Raw genomic sequence first — 16,536 nt, 5'->3', positions numbered from 1 at the left:
GTCGCTTCCCGCGTGGGAGCGTGGACGGAATCGTCATTCTTGTGACAAATAGCAAGCGAGGAAGAAGGAGTCAGGGCGTTCGGGGGCGAAAGTTATAGGTGTTTGGCAATGAGAAAGGAGCGACTATGAACGATATTTTATATGAAGGCCCGCGCCTGCGCCTCCGCAGGGCGGATCTCACGGATCTCGATTATATCCTGGAGCTGGAGTACCGCGCGGAGAATGTGAAATACATCGTGCCGTTTGACAAACTGTTCCATACGAAGGTGCTCGAAGGGCACGTCGAGGAGTCCATGGACGTGCTCGCCGAGGAGATCGCGACGGGGGAGCGCGTCGGCTATTTCCTCATCAACGGCCTCAAGACGGAGGCGAAGGAGATCGAGTGGACGCATGTCGTCGTGGATAAAAAGGGCTGCGGCTACGGGCATGAGGCGATGAAGCTCCTCAAGGCGTGGTCGTTCGATGTGCTCGGGCTCCATCGCGCGTGGCTCGACTGCAAGGATTACAACGCGCGCGCGCTGCACCTCTACGAGACGGAGGGCATGCTGCGCGAGGGGCTCATCCGCGAGACAATCGTCACGAACGGGCGCTATGAGAATCTCGTCATCCTCGGCATGCTCGCGCGCGAGTACCAGGCGCGCAAGGCGGAGGGGCTGGAGCTTGCCTGACGGCTGGGCGGCGCGTTACTCCGGCATCTGCTGGCGGGACGCGCGGATGGCTCATCTGTCCGGGAGAGGGGCGGCACCTCCTGCCTGCCTGACGGGAACGGTGCTGGTGGTACATGAGCGTTGTCGCATGCTTTCTTGGAGGAGGGGTTCCGATGCGTAGCGTCAAGGCGGCTCTCGTGCAGATGCGAGTGACGGAGGACAAGGAGCAGAACCTGCGCTCTGCGGCGGATGCCGTGCGGCGCGCGGCTGACGCGGGAGCGCAGGTCGTCTGCCTGCCGGAGATGTTTGTCTGTCCGTATGAGCGCCATGCCTTCCTTGCGGCGCGTGAGGCGCGGGGCGGGCGCATCTGGTCCGCGCTCGCGCAGATGGCTGCGGGGAGCCGCGTCGTGCTCATCGGCGGCTCATTCCCCGAGGCGGCGGAGGGACGCCTCTACAATACCTGCTTCGTTTTCGATGCGGCGGGGCGGCAGATCGCGCGCCATCGCAAGGTGCATCTCTTCGACATCGACATTGCGGGCGGGCAGCGGTTTCGCGAGAGCAACACGTTCTCCCCTGGGGCTGATCTCACGGTGTTCGATACGCCGCTCGGCCGCTTCGGCGTTGTCATCTGTTTCGACATCCGTTTCCCGGAACTCATGCAGCTCATGGCGCTGTATGGTGCGGAGGCGGTCTTCGTGCCGGCTTCCTTCAATATGACGACAGGCCCCGCGCATTGGCAGCTGCTCTTCCGCGCGCGGGCGCTCGACGCGCAGATCTTCCTCCTCGGCTGCTCCGCGGCGCGCGATGCGCGCAGCCGTTACGTTGCCTATGGTCATTCCCTCGCGATCTCGCCGTGGGGCACGGTGCTCGCGGAGCTCGGCGCGCAGCCGGAGACGCTCCTCGTGACGCTCGACCTCGATGAAGCACTGAGAACGCGTGCACAGATCCCCGTCATGGCCGGCGCGCGCCGGACGGATCTCTATGAGCTGCGCTGGCAGCGCGGAGAGAATCTCAAGAAACCGCGCGGTTGAGGTGAGGCGTTCAGGCTTGATATGGATGCGCTGCATCATCCGGATATGTGTGCATGCGTGACGGCATGCTGGTGCCAGCGGCGTGTAAATAAAATATAGGAAGCGCTGATTAAATGAGGTGCTCCGGATTTACGCGGATGCGCTGTATCTCCCTAGGAGATAAACCGGAGGCGTAGCGGCAAAACGCTCCATCGCGTTTTGTGCTGAGGATTGTAGGGCGACGGGAGGACAACGCAGACGCGTGAAGACGGAGTGCCGAATGAATCAGTGATTCCTATAGTACGAAAAAATCCTGCTCACAAGTTCGTGAGCAGGATTTTTAGTGCGATTTTTTTCTCCGGCGGCAGGTCGCGTATGAGCTCCATGAGGCTCTCGTCCTGTGCCTCGTCGCTGCCATCTGCGAGATGCCGGTCAAGGTGGCCGGTGCTCGATATCTGATCGAGTTCCTCGATGCGGACGTTCAGGGCGTGGCAGATTTTGAGGACGTTGTCCATCGCCGCGCCGCCAATCGAGCCATTGAGGATTGAGAGGAGCGTCGTATACGGCATGGAGATCTGCTGGGCGAACGCCTTGAGCGTATAGCCGTGGGATTTGATGAGAGACTTGATATAATCCTCGCGCGTCATCGAATCCCCCTCCTTGCTGGTGCGCTGATATGAAATATCGTGTCTTGTTGTCGATGAAATCAATATGAAATTCTTACACCTCATTATACATGGGAATGTCGTACAATTCAATGGAAAATCAAGGTTGAAAAATGTAATTTTCGCATTTTCTATAGAAAATATAGAAAATACAGCAGAAATAAACGCTGGAATGATTTGTTTTCGTATCACAATACGATATGACGTTTAGAATGAATAACAATATTTTTCTGACAAAAGGAAGAGAATACGAAAAACTATGATTAAAAAATGCAATTTCGTATTGACTACGAGATACATCTCGTGTATTATAATACGTGTAAACGAAATAACGTTCCGAAGCCGAGGGAACAAGGAAAGAACGTTTTTTATGAGCAGAAACGATGGCAAATCGCCATTGTTCGATAATTCTTTCGTGAATTATCTGCGAATTCACAAGGCGGCACTGCTATGGCAGTGCCGGAGAGACCGGAACGGGAAAAGGGGAGTTTCACGATGGAAAAAGCAACAGTCGTTGTGATTGGCGGCGGTGCTACGGGCGTAGGTATCCTGCGCGATCTCGCGATGCGCGGTGTGGATGTCATGCTCGTTGAGAAGCGCGACCTCATCAATGGCGCCAGCTCGCGTTATCATGGCCTGCTGCACAGCGGCGGACGCTATGCAGTGAAGGATCAGGAGGCCGCCAAGGAGTGTATCGAGGAGAACACGATCCTCCGCAAGATTGGCAAGAGCTGCGTTGAGGCGTCAGGCGGCATGTTCGTGAGACTCGACAGCGATGACCCTGACTATGAGAAAGCCTGGGTAGAAGGCTGTAAGACGAGCGGTATCGAGGCAAAGCATATCTCTTTAGATGAAGCTTTCCGTTTAGAGCCGCGCCTTTCGAAGCATGTTGTATCGGCTTACCTCGTACCGGATGCCGCCATCGATGGTTTCCGCATGAGCTGGCAGAACGTCGACAGTGCGAAACGCTACGGCGGCCGCCTCAAGACGTACACCGAGGTCATCGGCGTGCTTCGTGATGGCGATGAGGTTCACGGCGTCAAGGTGCGTGACTTCTTCTCCGGTGAGGAGTATGAAATCGGCTGCGATATCCTCGTGAATGCCGGTGGCGGTTGGGCTGGTAAAATCGCTGAGATGGCGGGCCTCGAGGTCGGCGTTCAGCCAGATAAGGGCACGCTCCTTGCGTTCAACCAGCGCATCGCGAACCATGTCGTAAACCGTCTGCATAAGTCCTCTGACGGCGATATCTTCGTACCGCATGGCTCCATTACGATTCTCGGCACGACGTCGATGAGCATCCCTGATGCCGAGGATACGAGCACGTCCCGCGAGGAGGTTGAAAAGCTCCTCTCCATCGGCGAGCAGACGTTCGAGCATCTGCGTGACTACCGTCTGCTGCGTTGCTTCGCCGGCAGCCGCCCGCTCTACATGCCGCCGGGGGGTGCCTCCGGCCGCGGTGCTTCGCGCGGGTTTGCAGTTGTCGACCACGAGAAGCAGGATGGGCTCAAGGGTATGTTCACGATCGTGGGCGGCAAGTTCACGACGTACCGTCTGATGGCAGAGCGTATGTCCGACCAGGTCTGCGCGAAACTCGGCAACCACGAGAAATGCCGCACGGCGGAGGAGCCGCTTGTACCGCAGGTCTCCGAGGAGGACAAAGAAGCAGCACGCAAGTACTTCCCATCCTACGGCACGAATCTCGCGGCGACGCGTCTCGGCCCCGAGCGCTTCGCACGCGTTGTCGATACGCTCAAACGCGAGCCGGAAAAGCGCGAGATTGTCTGCGAATGCGAGAACGTTACGCGCGCAGAGGTCGAGGAGATCGCGAAGGAACTCTCAAGCTACAAGATCAACGATGTGCGCCGCAGGACGCGCCTCGGCATGGGCACTTGCCAGGCGAACTTCTGCGCACTCCGCAGCGCGAGCGTATTCGCAAAGTGCGGACACGATGAAATCTGCAAGGACTCGCTCGGGCAGATGAAGGAATTCCTCCAGGGACGCTGGAAGGGTATCCGTCCAGTGCTCATGGGCCGTACGATTCGCGAGGTCGAGATGACGCGCGGGCTGTATGAGCTGGTATTCAATGTGAATGGGGGAAATGCGCAATGATTCGTTCAGATGTAGTCGTTATCGGCGGCGGCTTCGCCGGTCTTGTCGCAGCGCTCGCGAGCGCAAAGCGCGGCAAGTCCGTCACGCTCCTGACTTACGGTGAAGGTACGCTCACACTCAACAGCGGCGTAATCGATGTGCTCGGCTTCGATGAGCACCACAAGGCCGTCGAGAACCCGCTCGCGGCCATCGAGAACCTGCCCGCATCGCATCCTTACAAAAAAATCGGTACGAAGGCGCTCGAGGAGGCTGTGGATTTCTTCACGGGTGTCGCGCGTAAGAACCATATCCCTTATCATGGTTCCCTGGACCGCCAGATGATGGTGCCGACGGCTGTCGGTACGTTGAAGCCGACCTGCCTCGCGCCCCATTCCCTTTCCGGCTCCGAGGTATTCCCTGGCAAGAAGAAGATCGTCGTTGTCGGCATCAAGGGCCTCAAGGATTTCTACGGGGATATCATGATGGAAAACCTCAAGAAGTCTCTCGGTGAGGATAAATCGTACGAACTCATCGAGGTCAATACGGGGCTCACGGGCGGCCGCGACATTACGACGCAGGATGTCGCACGCTGGATGGATACGGACGAGGGGACGAGTTCGTTCTCCAAGCAGCTCAGCAAGGCGAAGTCCCTGCAGTCCGGCAACACGACGGACGTGCTGTTCGTCGTACCGCAGGTACTCGGTACCAAAGGTCATGCCTGCTACCAGACGATCAGCAGCCGCGTTGGGACGGATGTCGTCGAGACCACCTGCCTGCCGCCCTCGGTGAATGGCATGCGTCTGCAGACGCTCCTCATCGACAGCCTGCGCGAGCTCGGCGTCGATATCGTCGAGAACACGAAGGTTGTGCGCGCGGAGAAGAATGGTGCTGTGGCAACGGCGGTCATCGCGCAGACGGCTTCCAATGAGAAACGCTATTATGCGAAGAAATTCATCCTTGCGACGGGCGGCTTCTATAGCGGCGGCATCACGATGCGCGACTTCGAGCAGCCCAAAGAAGTGATTTTCGATCTGCCGGTCTACTTCGTCAAGGGCGAAGAGAACTGGTCGAACAAGGAACTTTTCTCCGATCGGCCCCAGGGCTTTGCCAAGACCGGCATCCTCACGGACGAGTCGCTTCGCCCGGTGGACGGAAACGGAAAGCGCGTCTTCGATAATGTGTATGTCGTGGGACGCAATCTCGGCGGCTATGACTTCTGCTTCGAGCACTCCGGCAATGGTGTCGCTCTGGCGTCGGCATACAAGGCCGCGATGATGTAAAGAGGGGAGCCCGTTAGAATGAGCGATAAGAGAATGATTGATGAAGAAGAGAGAGCCATCTACACCGGCGACCACTGCCTTTCCTGTACCTCGTGCATGGCGAATTGCCCTGTCATGGCGGCAGCCAAGGACTACCGCGGGCCGAAGCTTGTCGCACCGGCACATGGACGCATGCACTTCGCCGAGGATGACACAGAGCTCTCGCTCGACTTCTGCTCGAACTGCAAGAGCTGCGATCGCGCCTGCCCGTCAGGTGTTGCGGTCTCCACGCTCAACATGCTGCAGCGGGGAGAATATTACAGGAAACATCCGCATCCGCAGCGCGACGATATGCTCGCGCATGCGGAGAGAATGGCGAAGCTCGTCAACGCGCTGCCGCTCGGCACGACGTTCGCGAACCTCGGCATGAAGATCGGCAAGAGCCTCGGTGTCTTCGACTCCTTGGGCATTGCCGGCGAGCGCGACATGCCCGCCTACGCGTCGAGCACGTTCGCACAGGAGTTCCGCAAGATCAAGCAGCCGTCCTCTGATAAGAAGGTTGTCTTCTATCCCGGCTGCTCCATCAACTACAACGAGCCCCACATCGGCGTGGCGTTCGTCAAGGTCATGAATGCGAACGGCTACGAGGTGCTCCTCGATGAGGCGTTCAACTGCTGTGGCTCGCCGCTCGTCGTCACAGGCTATCTCGACGAGGCGCATGAGCACGCAGAGAACAATGTCGAGCGCATCCTCTACTGGAAGCGCCAGGGTATCCCTGTCGTCGCCTGCTGCACGAGCTGCTCGCTCATGCTCCGCAAGGAGTACGAGGAACTCTTCGGCGAGGAGACGATGAAGGAAGCAGGCGAGAATGTCTACGACGCGTTCGAGTTCCTCGAGATGCTCGATGGCGAAGGCAAGTTCAATACGAAGCTCGCCCCTGTGAATGAACGCTTCATCTACCACGTTCCCTGCCACCTCAAAGCGGCGGGCATCGGCACGCCGGTCGTCTCCATCTTCCGCCACCTCCCGGGGGCGAAGGTAGAGCTCGCAGACGCTGGATGCTGCGGCATGAGCGGCAACTATGGTTTCAAGAAGGATAAATACGAGATCTCTATGAAGATCGGCGAGAAGCTCTTCTCGCGGATCAAGGCGGCCAATGCGGATGATGTCATCTGCGATTGCCCGACCTGCAGGATGCAGATCAAACATGGGACGCAGACAGAGCCCTGCCATCCCATCGAGATACTGGCGAAAGCCTACCAATAAAACCTATCAACGAAAAGAACAATGTTCGACGAAGGGGGTTATTGCATGGTCCAAGGAAAAGTCCGAAGGATTGTCTTGCTCTGTTCGGCAGGCGTCTCCACGAACCTGCTTGTGAGGCGGATGGAGGCAGAAGCTGCGAGGCTCGGGTATCCGTGCTCAGTGAGCTTCTACCCGGTCAATGAGGTGCAGGAGGCGGCATCGTTTGCCGATGTCATGCTCCTCGCGCCACAGGCGGCGTCCAACCTGCCGGAGTTCCAGGTGAAGTATCCCAATGTCAAGTCGGCCGTGATACCGAAGGATCTCTATGCGACAATCGACGCGGATAAGATCCTCGATCTCGCGCAGAAAATCGCCGGTGATTATTGAGCAGCCTCGGTTGCATCCGGCGTAGCGGCAACAGCCGTTGCCGTTGGTTCTTTAGGGGTTTCAGGAGAAGGAGAGCGGGGGCTCTCCTGCCTCTAGAAATAATTGTTTAAAAATACACAATAGAAAGAGGTTTTTAACATGGCAAAGCAGTATGTAATGGCTCTTGATGCAGGCACGACGTCCAACCGTGCCATCATCTTCGACCGTAACTCCAAGATTGTCGGTGTCTCCCAGAAGGAGTTCACGCAGTACTTCCCGAAACCGGGCTGGGTCGAGCATGACGCCGAGGAAATCTGGAGCACGATGGTCACTGTCATGAAGGAAGCTCTCGAGCAGTCTGGCCTCGTCGCGAGCGACATCGCCGGCATCGGCATCACGAACCAGCGCGAGACGGCTGTGGTTTGGGATAAGAAGACGGGCCGTCCGATTTACAACGCCATCGTTTGGCAGTCCCGCCAGACTGCACCAATCGCTGAGGCACTCAAGGCCAAGGGACTCGTGGATGAGGTTCGCGACAAGACGGGCCTGACGATTGATGCATATTTCTCCGGCACGAAGATTCGCTGGATTCTCGATCACGTCGAGGGAGCACAGGAGCGAGCTGAGAAAGGCGAGCTCATCTTCGGTACGATTGACACTTGGCTGATTTGGAAACTCACGGGCGGCAAGGCGCATGTCACGGATTATTCCAACGCGTCGCGCACGATGCTCTTCAACATCAACACGCTGCAGTGGGATGACGACCTCCTCGGCTATCTCAATGTGCCGAAGGCCATGTTGCCGGAAGTCAAACCGTCCTCCTGCGTCTACGGCGAGAGCCTGCCGAGCGTCCTCGGTGCGCCGATTCCTGTCTCCGGTGCAGCAGGCGACCAGCAGTGCGCACTCTTCGGTCAGAACTGCTTCGAGCCGGGCACGGCGAAGAACACGTACGGCACGGGCTGCTTCATGCTCATGAATACGGGCACGGAGCGCAAGCACTCCAAGAACGGCCTCGTGACGACGATCGCCTGGGGCCTCGACGGCAAGGTCGAGTACGCACTCGAGGGTTCCATCTTCGTCGCTGGTTCCGCGATCCAGTGGCTGCGTGACGGCGTCCGCCTCGTTGACTCCGCTCCGGATTCCGAGTGGGTTGCGAAGAAGGTCAAGGATACGGCTGGTGTCTATGTCGTTCCGGCATTCGTCGGCCTCGGCGCTCCGTACTGGGATATGAACGCACGCGGCACGATCATCGGCATCACGCGCGGCACGACGAAGGCTCATATCGTCCGCGCCACGCTCGAATCGCTCGCTTATCAGACGAAGGATGTCCTCAACGCGATGGAGGCTGACTCCGGCGTGAAGCTGAAATCCCTCAAGGTGGACGGCGGTGCCTGCGCGAACAATTTGCTCATGCAGTTCCAGGCTGATATCCTCGAGTGCCCGGTCGATCGTCCGCAGATCATCGAGACGACGGCGCTCGGCGCTGCGTATCTCGCAGGCCTCGCGGTCGGTGTCTGGAGCAGCAAGGAAGAGGTCAAGACGGCTTGGAAGCTCGATACGCGCTTCGAGCCGACGATGTCCGAGGAGCAGTCGAAGAAGCTCTACAAGGGCTGGCAGAAAGCCGTTAAGCACTCGATGAACTGGCTCGAGGACGGCGAAGAAGAGTAATACTTGGGAAGAAATGGTGCTGCCGGCATCGCAAGGGGCAGCCGGCAGACCGTTTCCGATATTATCTACGGGTTATCTTTCAGAAGCGTTTCAGAAGAGTTTTTTAAGGAGGAATTATCATGGTCACAGGAACAGAAAACCTGCTTGGTGAGTTCATCGGAACCACCGTACTCCTCGTCTTTGGTTGCGGCGTCTGCGCGAACCTCACGCTGGAGAAATCGAAAGGCCAGGCATCTGGCTGGGTCAACATTGCCATCGGATGGGGTTTCGCGGTCACGCTCGGCGTCTTCACTGCAACGACGCTCGGCGCACCGCAGGGCGACCTCAATCCGGCCGTCACGTTCGGTAAGATGCTCGTCGGCATCTACACGTTCCCGCAGTTCCTCATGACGTCGCTCGTGCAGATCCTCGGCGGTATCCTCGGTGCCACGATTGTCTGGCTCGCTTATCTGCCGCATTGGGCTGAGACGAAAGATCCGGCTGCAAAGCTCGGCGTCTTCTGCACGGCTCCTGCCATCCGCAACATTCCCTGCGCGTTCCTCTGCGAGCTCATCGCGACGTTCTTCCTGATGTTCGTCATCTGGATGATCTTCTCCAAACCGGTCGGCAACATGGTTCCGGGCTATGGCCCGTACATTGTCGGTGTCCTCATCTGGGCGCTCGGCCTCTCCCTCGGTGGTCCGACGGGTTACGCAATGAACCCCGCCCGTGACCTCGGTCCTCGCATCGCGCATGCAATCCTCCCGATTGCTGGCAAAGGCGGCTCCGACTGGGGCTATGCTCTCGTGCCGATCGTCGCTCCGCTCTGCGGCGCTGGCCTTGCTTATGTTGTGGCAACGGCACTCGGTGCATTCTAATCTGGTAGCATCCTGCTTCGGCAGGTAGCTATAAATCATTTTACATCTCCCAATTTTAAGGCTTGATTACCCCTCTTTTATCCCTTGTTGTTTGGAAGTTTCCCGATTCGTTCGGAAAACTTCCTTTTTTTATGTCATACTTCGGCGTGTTATGGTATAATGAGAGATATCTATATAGAATATTCCAAACAAATGGCAGGAGAGGGATCTTATGCAAAAACAATACATTCTGGCACTGGATTCCGGTACCGTCAAGAACCGCTCAGTGATTTTCAACCGCCGGGGAGAGATGATTTCCTACGCGGAGAAGAAGATCAGCACCTTCACTCCGCATGCGGAATGGATCGAACAGGATGCGGAGGAGATCTGGAGCACGCAGCTCTGGACGGCGCGGGAGGCGATGCGGCTCGCGGCCATCGACAGCCGTGAGATCGCAGCCGTTGCGGTGACGAACCAGCGTGAGACGACTGTCATCTGGAACCGGCAGACAGGGCGGCCGCTCTATCCCGCCATCAGCTGGCAGTCGCGGCAGACGGAGCAGATCTGCGAGCAGCTGCGCGAGCAGGGCTACCAGGAGGAGATCCGGCAGAAGACCTCGCTCGTGCTGAACCCGTACTTTTCCGGCACGAAGATCTGCTGGCTGCTCGACAACGTGCTCGGCGCGCGGGAGATGGCGGAGAAGGGAGAGCTCTGCTTCGGCACGATCGATACCTGGCTCATGTGGAAGCTCTCGGGCGGTGAGATTTTTGCGACGGATTACTCGAATGCCTCCCGTACGATGCTCTTTCACCTCAAGCATCTCTGCTGGGATGCCGAGATTCTGCGCCATCTCCGCATCCCGCGCTCGATGCTGCCCGAGGTGCATCCGTCGAGTCATCTCTACGGCTATACGGACGCGACGTGCTTCGGCGCCGCCATCCCGATCGCGGCCTGCATCGGCAACCAGCAGGCGGATCTCTTCGGCCAGGCGTGTTTTACCCAGGGCGAGGCGAAGAACTCCTACGGCGAGGGCTCGTTCCTGCTCATGAACACGGGGAAGGAGATCGTCCATTCGCAGAACGGTCTCATCACGACGATTGCCTGGGGCATCGGCGACGATGTGACGTATGCGCTCGAGGGCAGCATGCTCGTCTCCGGCTCGAGTCTCGAGTGGCTCAAGCACGGGCTCGGCATCCTGAAGTCCATGCCGGACTCTGAGTGGGTGGCGAAGCTCGTGCCCGATACGGGCGGCGTTTATTTCGTGCCGTCGTTCCGCGGGCTTTCCGCGCCGTACTGGGACACGAAGACCTCAGGCATGATCATCGGGCTCAAGGAGGATACGCAGCGCGCGCATATCATCCGCGCGGCGCTCGCGGCGCTCGCCTATCAGGTGCGCGATGTCTATGAGGCGCTGACCTCAGATGTCAAGACGCCGATTGCCCAGCTCAAGGTGGACGGCGGTGCGGCGCAGAACAACCTGCTCATGCAGTTCCAGGCGGACATCCTCAACATGCCGGTCATCCGCGCCTATACGACGGAGACGACGGGGCTTGGCGCCGCCTACCTCGCGGGACTCGCCATGGGCATCTGGAAGGACATCGACGAGCTCAAGTCCCTCTGGCATGAGGGCGTGCGCTACGAGCCGCAGATGGATGAGGCGCAGCGCAGCGCGCTCTATGACGGCTGGCAGAATGCCGTCTCGAAGGTCATGGGCTGGTGAGGTGCTCACTATGGGAGGAACGCAGGCATCTGCGGCTTCGGCTGCGGATGCTTTTTTTGCGCAGGGGCGCGGGAATACGCTATAATGGAAGAAAGAGTTTGCGCGGTTTCGCGAATTTTTGGAGAAAGAGGGAGAGACATGAAGGCAAAAGATATCTTATCCCATGTGGATCATACGCTGCTCAAGCAGACGGCGACCTGGGCGCAGATGCAGCGCGTGGCGGAGGAGGCCATCCGCTACGGCACGGCGACGGTGATGGTGCCGTCGTGCTATGTCGCGCGGCTCGCGCGCATCTACGGGGCGCGGCTGAAGGTGGCGACGGTCGTCGGCTTCCCGAACGGCAACGCGTCGACGGCTGCGAAGCTCGCGGAGACGGCGCAGGCGCTCGCGGACGGCGCGGCGGAGATCGACATGGTGATCAATATCGGCATGCTCAAGGCGGGCGATGAAAAGTACGTGACGGACGAGATCCGCGCGCTCAAGGCGCTCTGCGGCGAGCGTGTGCTCAAGGTCATCGTCGAGACGTGCTTCCTCACGCGCGAGGAGAAGATCGCGGCGTGCCGCGCCGTGACGGAGGGCGGCGCCGACTATATCAAGACCTCGACGGGATTCGGCCCGCAGGGGGCGACGCTCGAGGATATCGCGCTCTTCCGCGCGCACATCGGGGCGGGCGTCAAGATGAAGGCCGCGGGCGGCATCCATACGCGCGCGGAGATGGAGGCGTTCCTCGCGGCGGGCTGCGACCGCCTCGGCGCGAGCAGCGCCGTTGCAGTGCTCAAAGACGCATGGGAGGAGGAACAGGAGAAATGAAAGCATGTAAGCGTGTGTTTTTGATCGTCCTTGACAGCTTCGGCATCGGCGCGGAGCCGGACGCTGCGGAGTTCGGCGACGGCGACGTGAATACGCTGCGCACGATCGCGGCGTCGCCCGCGTACGCGACGCCGCACCTCGCGCAGCTCGGTCTTTTCAACATCGACGGCGTGGGCTGCGGCGCGCCTGTGAGCGCGCCGCTCGGCGCGTTCGCGCGCCTGCGAGAGCTCTCGCGCGGCAAGGATACGACGACGGGCCACTGGGAGATCGCGGGCATCGTGTCGGAGCGGCCCATGCCGACGTATCCTGACGGCTTTCCGCCGGAGGTCATCGCGCGGCTCGAGCAGGCGTTCGGCAGGAAAGTGCTCTGCAACAAGCCCTACTCGGGTACGCAGGTCATCCACGACTACGGCCGCGAGCAGAAGGAGACGGGCGGTCTCATCGTCTATACGTCGGCGGACAGCGTGCTGCAGATCGCGGCGCATGAGGACGATGTGCCGGTCGAGCAGCTCTATGAATACTGCCGCATGGCGCGCCGCATCATGCAGGGCGAGCACGGCGTCGGCCGCGTCATCGCGCGTCCCTATGTCGGCACCTGGCCGAACTACACGCGCACGCCGCGCCGCCATGATTTCTCCCTCGACCCGACGGGCGATACGGTGCTCGACGCGCTCGCGCGCAAGGGGCTCGCGACCATCGGCGTGGGCAAGATATCGGATATCTTCGCGGGGCGCAGCGTGAGCCGCACGCTCGGCATCAACAAGGACAACCGCGACGGCATGGAGAAGACGCTCGCGCTCCAGGACGAGGAGTTCACGGGGCTCGCGTTCGTCAACCTCGTCGATTTCGACATGGCGTACGGCCATCGCCGCGACATCGAGGGCTACGCGCGCGCGGCGACGGAGTTCGACGCACAGCTCGGCACGTTCCTCAGCCGCATGCGCGAGGATGACGTGCTCATGATCACGGCGGATCACGGCTGCGATCCCGGCGCGCCGGGCACGGACCACACGCGTGAGTACGTGCCGCTGCTCGTCTACGGGAGCGGCATCCGCCAGGGCGCGAATCTCGGCACGTATCCGACGTTCGCGATGATCGGCGCGACGATCGCGGATATCTTTGGCGCGGATCTCAAGACGAAGGGTGAGAGCCTGCTGCCGCGCCTCGTCAGAGAGGAGGCGTGAGCGATGCACATGTATGACCTCATCACGAAGAAAAAGCACGGCGCGGCGCTCACGGACGAGGAGATCGCGTTCATGATCGAGGGCTATGTAAAAGGCGAGATTCCCGACTATCAGATGTCGGCGATGCTCATGGCCATCTGGTTCTCCGGCATGACGGATCGCGAGACGGCGGTGCTCACGCAGGTCATGGCGCGCTCGGGCGACCAGATCGACCTCTCGGCGATTGCAGGGAAAACGGTGGATAAGCACTCGACGGGCGGCGTCGGCGATAAGACGACGCTCATCGCCTGCCCCATCGTCGCAGCTTGCGGCGGCAAGATCGCGAAGATGAGCGGGCGCGGCCTCGGCCATACGGGCGGCACGGTGGACAAGCTCGCCGCGATCCCGGGCTACCGCACGGAGCTCACGCGCGAGGAGTTCTTCCATACGGTCGAGACCTGCGGCATCTCGCTCATCGGCCAGTCGGGGAACCTCGCGCCCGCGGACAAGAAGCTCTACGCGCTGCGCGATGTGACGGCGACGGTCGACAGCATCCCGCTCATCGCGTCCTCCATCATGAGCAAGAAGCTCGCGGCCGGCGCGAGCGCCATCCTGCTCGATGTCAAGACCGGCTCGGGCGCGTTCATGAAGACGCAGGAGGACGCCATCCGCCTCGCGCAGACGATGGTCGCCATCGGTGAGGCGGCGGGCAGACGCACGGTCGCGCTCATCACGGATATGGATGTGCCGCTCGGCTGCGGCATCGGCAACAGCATCGAGGTGCGGGAGTCTGTGGCGGTGCTGCGCGGGGAGGGGCCTGCTGACCTCCGGGAGGTCTCGCTCGCGCTCGCGGCGAATATGCTCTTCCTCATCGGCAAGGGGACGCCCGCGGCCTGCCGCGCGATGGCGGAGCGCGCCATCGCGGACGGCTCGGCGCTCGCGACGCTCTGCCGCATGGTGCGCGCGCAGGGCGGCGACGCGCGCGTCCTGACGGGGGAGGCGGACTTCGAGGCGGCTCCGTTCTCGCGCGAGGTCTGCGCGCCGCGCGCGGGGTTCGTCACGCGCATGGACGCGGAGGCCATCGGCGAGGTGTCCGTCGTGCTCGGCGCGGGCCGCGAGACGAAGGAGAGCGTCATCGACCCCGCCGCGGGACTCATCCTGCATCGGAAATACGGCGATGCGGTGCAGGCGGGCGAGCCGCTCGCGACGCTCTGCACCTCGCGGCAGGAGACGCTCGCGGAGGCAGCGCAGCGCTACGGCGCTGCCATCACGATCGGTGAGACGCGGCCGGCGCCGCGCCCGCTCATCTTCGCGCGCGTCACGCCGGAGGGCGTCGAGCGCTATGGAGGTGAGAACGGATGACGGACGCAGAACTCATGGAGGTCGCGCAGGCGTACCGCCTGCGCGCCTACGCGCCGTACTCGCATTTCAAGGTCGGCGCGGCTGTGCTCACGCGCGCGGGCCACGTCTACGGCGGCTGCAACATCGAGAACGCCAGCTATCCCGTCGCCTGCTGCGCCGAGCGCACGGCGATTTTCAAGGCGGTCAGCGAGGGTGAGCGCGACATCGAGGCGCTCGCGGTCGTCGCTGACACCGACGGCCCCTGCGCGCCCTGCGGCATGTGCCGCCAGGCCATCAGCGAGTTCCATATCCCGCGCATCCTCATGGGGAACCTCAAGGGCGAGGCGCGGGAGGTCACGCTCGCGGAGCTCTTGCCCTTCGCCTTTTCGGAGAGCGATCTCGGCTGAAGTAAGATAGAGAATAGATAGGAGTCTTTCATGTATCTGATCATCAATATCCTGGGCATCGCGGTCTTTCTCGTGATTGCCGTGCTCTTTTCCAAGAAACGCCGCGAGATCGCCTGGCGCAGCGTGGGCGTGCTGCTCGCGCTCAACGTCGTGCTCGCGTGGTTCCTCACCTCGTTCTCCGTCGGGCGCGAGCTCGTGCTCTGGGCGGCGGCGGGCTTCACCTGGCTCGTGCACGTCGCCTACGAGGGCATCGCGTTTGCGTTCCCCGACTGGGTGCACGTCGAGCAGATGAATTTCTTCACGGCCGTGCTGCTGCCGATCCTCTTCGTCGTGCCGCTCTTCGACATCCTCACGTATCTCGGCATCCTGCCGTTCGTCATCAAGTGGATCGGCAAGCTGCTCGCGCTGCTCACGCGGGAGCCGAAGTTCGAGTCGTTCTTCGCCATCGAGATGATGTTCCTCGGCAACACGGAGGCGCTCGCGGTCTCGAGCCTGCAGCTCTCGCGCATGAAGGCGGATCGCTGCCTCACGCTCGCGATGATGTCGATGAGCTGCGTGACGGCCGCGCTCATCGGCGTCTACACGACGATGCTGCCCGCGGAGTTCATCCTCACGGCCGTGCCGCTCAACGTCATCAACGCGCTCATCGTCACGAACATCCTGCATCCCGTCAAAATCTCCGAGGCGGAGGACACCGTCGCGCGCGTCGGCGAGGGCGGGCGGGAGCGCGAGCCGTTCTTCGCGTTCCTGAGCTCCTCCATCCTCGGCGCGGGGCGGCTCGTGCTCATCATCTGCGCGACGGTCATCTGCTTCGTCTCGCTCGCGAAGTTCATCGACATGCTGCTCGCGCTCGTCTCGCCTGCGGTCTCGCTCGAGAGCATTCTCGGCTGCATCATGTTCCCGTTCGCCTGGCTCATGGGCCTCGATGCCGATGAGGCGTTCCTGCTCGCGCAGCACATGGGCACGAAGCTCGTCACGAACGAGTTCGTCGTCATGCTCGCCGTGAAGGATCAGCTGCCGACGTTCAGCCGCCACCTGCAGGGCGTGCTCACGGTCTTCGTCACCTCGTTCGCCAATTTCGGCACGCTCGGCATGATCATCGGCTGCTTCAAGAGCATGGTCGATGAGAGCAAGAATGAGCTCATCAGCCGCAATGTCGGCTACATCCTCCTCTCCGGCATTCTCGTCTCGCTGCTGAGTGCCGGCGTCGCGGGGCTGTTCATCTGGTGAAATCGGCATCTCGCGGAGGGAGACCTTCGCGTTTCTCCCGAGAAGTTGATATTTCCGCAGGAAAAAAGAGACATGCGACAG

15 protein-coding genes are annotated in these 16,536 nt (G+C 60.7%); 14 read left to right on the top strand and 1 reads right to left on the bottom strand.

The window, feature by feature from the left end:
- The first annotated feature begins 125 nt into the window (after positions 1–125).
- Positions 126–668, top strand: a complete 543-nt coding sequence (locus F599_RS0108100) for a GNAT family N-acetyltransferase (RefSeq protein WP_019543028.1) — start codon at positions 126–128, stop codon at positions 666–668.
- A 152-nt stretch (positions 669–820) separates the two neighbouring features.
- Positions 821–1,678 (top strand): carbon-nitrogen hydrolase family protein, encoded by an 858-nt coding sequence (locus tag F599_RS0108095; RefSeq protein ID WP_019543027.1) that lies wholly within the window; start codon positions 821–823, stop codon positions 1,676–1,678.
- Positions 1,679–1,974: 296 nt separating this feature from the next.
- On the opposite strand, the gene F599_RS0108090 is transcribed toward F599_RS0108095, so the two are convergent.
- Complete coding sequence (locus tag F599_RS0108090) at positions 1,975–2,304, bottom strand: helix-turn-helix domain-containing protein (RefSeq protein ID WP_019543026.1); 330 nt, start codon at positions 2,302–2,304, stop codon at positions 1,975–1,977.
- A gap of 513 nt (positions 2,305–2,817) precedes the next feature.
- Here F599_RS0108090 and glpA point away from each other — a divergent pair.
- From glpA to F599_RS0108030, 12 genes are all read left to right on the top strand, one after another.
- Complete coding sequence (glpA, locus tag F599_RS0108085) at positions 2,818–4,431, top strand: anaerobic glycerol-3-phosphate dehydrogenase subunit GlpA (RefSeq protein WP_019543025.1); 1,614 nt, start codon at positions 2,818–2,820, stop codon at positions 4,429–4,431.
- Entirely contained in the window at positions 4,428–5,690 is a 1,263-nt protein-coding gene (glpB, locus tag F599_RS0108080) for an anaerobic glycerol-3-phosphate dehydrogenase subunit GlpB (RefSeq protein WP_019543024.1), read from the top strand. The genes glpA and glpB overlap by 4 nt, the downstream gene beginning before the upstream one ends.
- An 18-nt stretch (positions 5,691–5,708) precedes the next feature.
- Positions 5,709–6,935, top strand: coding sequence for an anaerobic glycerol-3-phosphate dehydrogenase subunit C (locus tag F599_RS0108075; RefSeq protein WP_156021976.1), 1,227 nt, complete (start codon positions 5,709–5,711; stop codon positions 6,933–6,935).
- 45 nt (positions 6,936–6,980) lie between these two features.
- On the top strand, positions 6,981–7,301 hold the full coding sequence (locus tag F599_RS0108070; RefSeq protein WP_033369277.1) for a PTS sugar transporter subunit IIB: 321 nt from the start codon (positions 6,981–6,983) through the stop codon (positions 7,299–7,301).
- A gap of 138 nt (positions 7,302–7,439) precedes the next feature.
- A complete protein-coding gene (gene glpK / locus F599_RS0108065; protein WP_019543021.1) occupies positions 7,440–8,948 on the top strand; it encodes a glycerol kinase GlpK in 1,509 nt (502 codons plus the stop codon).
- Positions 8,949–9,067: 119 nt separating this feature from the next.
- Positions 9,068–9,805 carry an MIP/aquaporin family protein gene (locus F599_RS0108060; RefSeq protein ID WP_019543020.1) on the top strand — a complete coding sequence of 246 codons (738 nt, stop codon included), beginning with the start codon at positions 9,068–9,070 and terminating at the stop codon, positions 9,803–9,805.
- A 211-nt stretch (positions 9,806–10,016) separates the two neighbouring features.
- Complete coding sequence (glpK, locus tag F599_RS0108055) at positions 10,017–11,504, top strand: glycerol kinase GlpK (protein ID WP_019543019.1); 1,488 nt, start codon at positions 10,017–10,019, stop codon at positions 11,502–11,504.
- Between the two features lie 138 nt (positions 11,505–11,642).
- Positions 11,643–12,314, top strand: a complete 672-nt coding sequence (deoC, locus tag F599_RS0108050) for a deoxyribose-phosphate aldolase (RefSeq protein ID WP_019543018.1) — start codon at positions 11,643–11,645, stop codon at positions 12,312–12,314.
- On the top strand, positions 12,311–13,498 hold the full coding sequence (locus tag F599_RS0108045; RefSeq protein ID WP_019543017.1) for a phosphopentomutase: 1,188 nt from the start codon (positions 12,311–12,313) through the stop codon (positions 13,496–13,498). Before deoC ends, F599_RS0108045 begins: the two co-directional genes overlap by 4 nt.
- A gap of 3 nt (positions 13,499–13,501) precedes the next feature.
- A complete protein-coding gene (locus F599_RS0108040) occupies positions 13,502–14,839 on the top strand; it encodes a thymidine phosphorylase (protein ID WP_019543016.1) in 1,338 nt (445 codons plus the stop codon).
- The gene (locus F599_RS0108035) at positions 14,836–15,225 is read left to right on the top strand and encodes a cytidine deaminase (RefSeq protein WP_019543015.1); all 390 of its coding nucleotides are present in this window, start codon (positions 14,836–14,838) and stop codon (positions 15,223–15,225) included. Before F599_RS0108040 ends, F599_RS0108035 begins: the two co-directional genes overlap by 4 nt.
- Positions 15,226–15,255: 30 nt before the next feature.
- Positions 15,256–16,455, top strand: coding sequence for a NupC/NupG family nucleoside CNT transporter (locus F599_RS0108030; protein ID WP_019543014.1), 1,200 nt, complete (start codon positions 15,256–15,258; stop codon positions 16,453–16,455).
- Positions 16,456–16,536: the final 81 nt, after the last annotated feature.

The sequence above is a fragment of the Selenomonas bovis DSM 23594 genome (genome assembly GCF_000381005.1).
In the GTDB taxonomy this organism is placed as follows: domain Bacteria; phylum Bacillota; class Negativicutes; order Selenomonadales; family Selenomonadaceae; genus Selenomonas_C; species Selenomonas_C bovis.
The sequence above is the reverse complement of the archived record's forward strand: the minus strand, read 5'-3'. Positions and strand labels throughout refer to the sequence as shown.

Excerpts from the sequence above, each read along its gene's own strand:
- F599_RS0108100 (WP_019543028.1), top strand. The coding sequence starts at position 126 with ATGAACGATATTTTATATGAAGGCCCGCGCCTGCGCCTCCGCAGGGCG.
- F599_RS0108095 (WP_019543027.1), top strand. The coding sequence starts at position 821 with ATGCGTAGCGTCAAGGCGGCTCTCGTGCAGATGCGAGTGACGGAGGAC.
- F599_RS0108090 (WP_019543026.1), bottom strand. The coding sequence starts at position 2,304 with ATGACGCGCGAGGATTATATCAAGTCTCTCATCAAATCCCACGGCTAT.
- glpA (WP_019543025.1), top strand. The coding sequence starts at position 2,818 with ATGGAAAAAGCAACAGTCGTTGTGATTGGCGGCGGTGCTACGGGCGTA.
- glpB (WP_019543024.1), top strand. The coding sequence starts at position 4,428 with ATGATTCGTTCAGATGTAGTCGTTATCGGCGGCGGCTTCGCCGGTCTT.
- F599_RS0108075 (WP_156021976.1), top strand. The coding sequence starts at position 5,709 with ATGAGCGATAAGAGAATGATTGATGAAGAAGAGAGAGCCATCTACACC.
- F599_RS0108070 (WP_033369277.1), top strand. The coding sequence starts at position 6,981 with ATGGTCCAAGGAAAAGTCCGAAGGATTGTCTTGCTCTGTTCGGCAGGC.
- glpK (WP_019543021.1), top strand. The coding sequence starts at position 7,440 with ATGGCAAAGCAGTATGTAATGGCTCTTGATGCAGGCACGACGTCCAAC.
- F599_RS0108060 (WP_019543020.1), top strand. The coding sequence starts at position 9,068 with ATGGTCACAGGAACAGAAAACCTGCTTGGTGAGTTCATCGGAACCACC.
- glpK (WP_019543019.1), top strand. The coding sequence starts at position 10,017 with ATGCAAAAACAATACATTCTGGCACTGGATTCCGGTACCGTCAAGAAC.
- deoC (WP_019543018.1), top strand. The coding sequence starts at position 11,643 with ATGAAGGCAAAAGATATCTTATCCCATGTGGATCATACGCTGCTCAAG.
- F599_RS0108045 (WP_019543017.1), top strand. The coding sequence starts at position 12,311 with ATGAAAGCATGTAAGCGTGTGTTTTTGATCGTCCTTGACAGCTTCGGC.
- F599_RS0108040 (WP_019543016.1), top strand. The coding sequence starts at position 13,502 with ATGCACATGTATGACCTCATCACGAAGAAAAAGCACGGCGCGGCGCTC.
- F599_RS0108035 (WP_019543015.1), top strand. The coding sequence starts at position 14,836 with ATGACGGACGCAGAACTCATGGAGGTCGCGCAGGCGTACCGCCTGCGC.
- F599_RS0108030 (WP_019543014.1), top strand. The coding sequence starts at position 15,256 with ATGTATCTGATCATCAATATCCTGGGCATCGCGGTCTTTCTCGTGATT.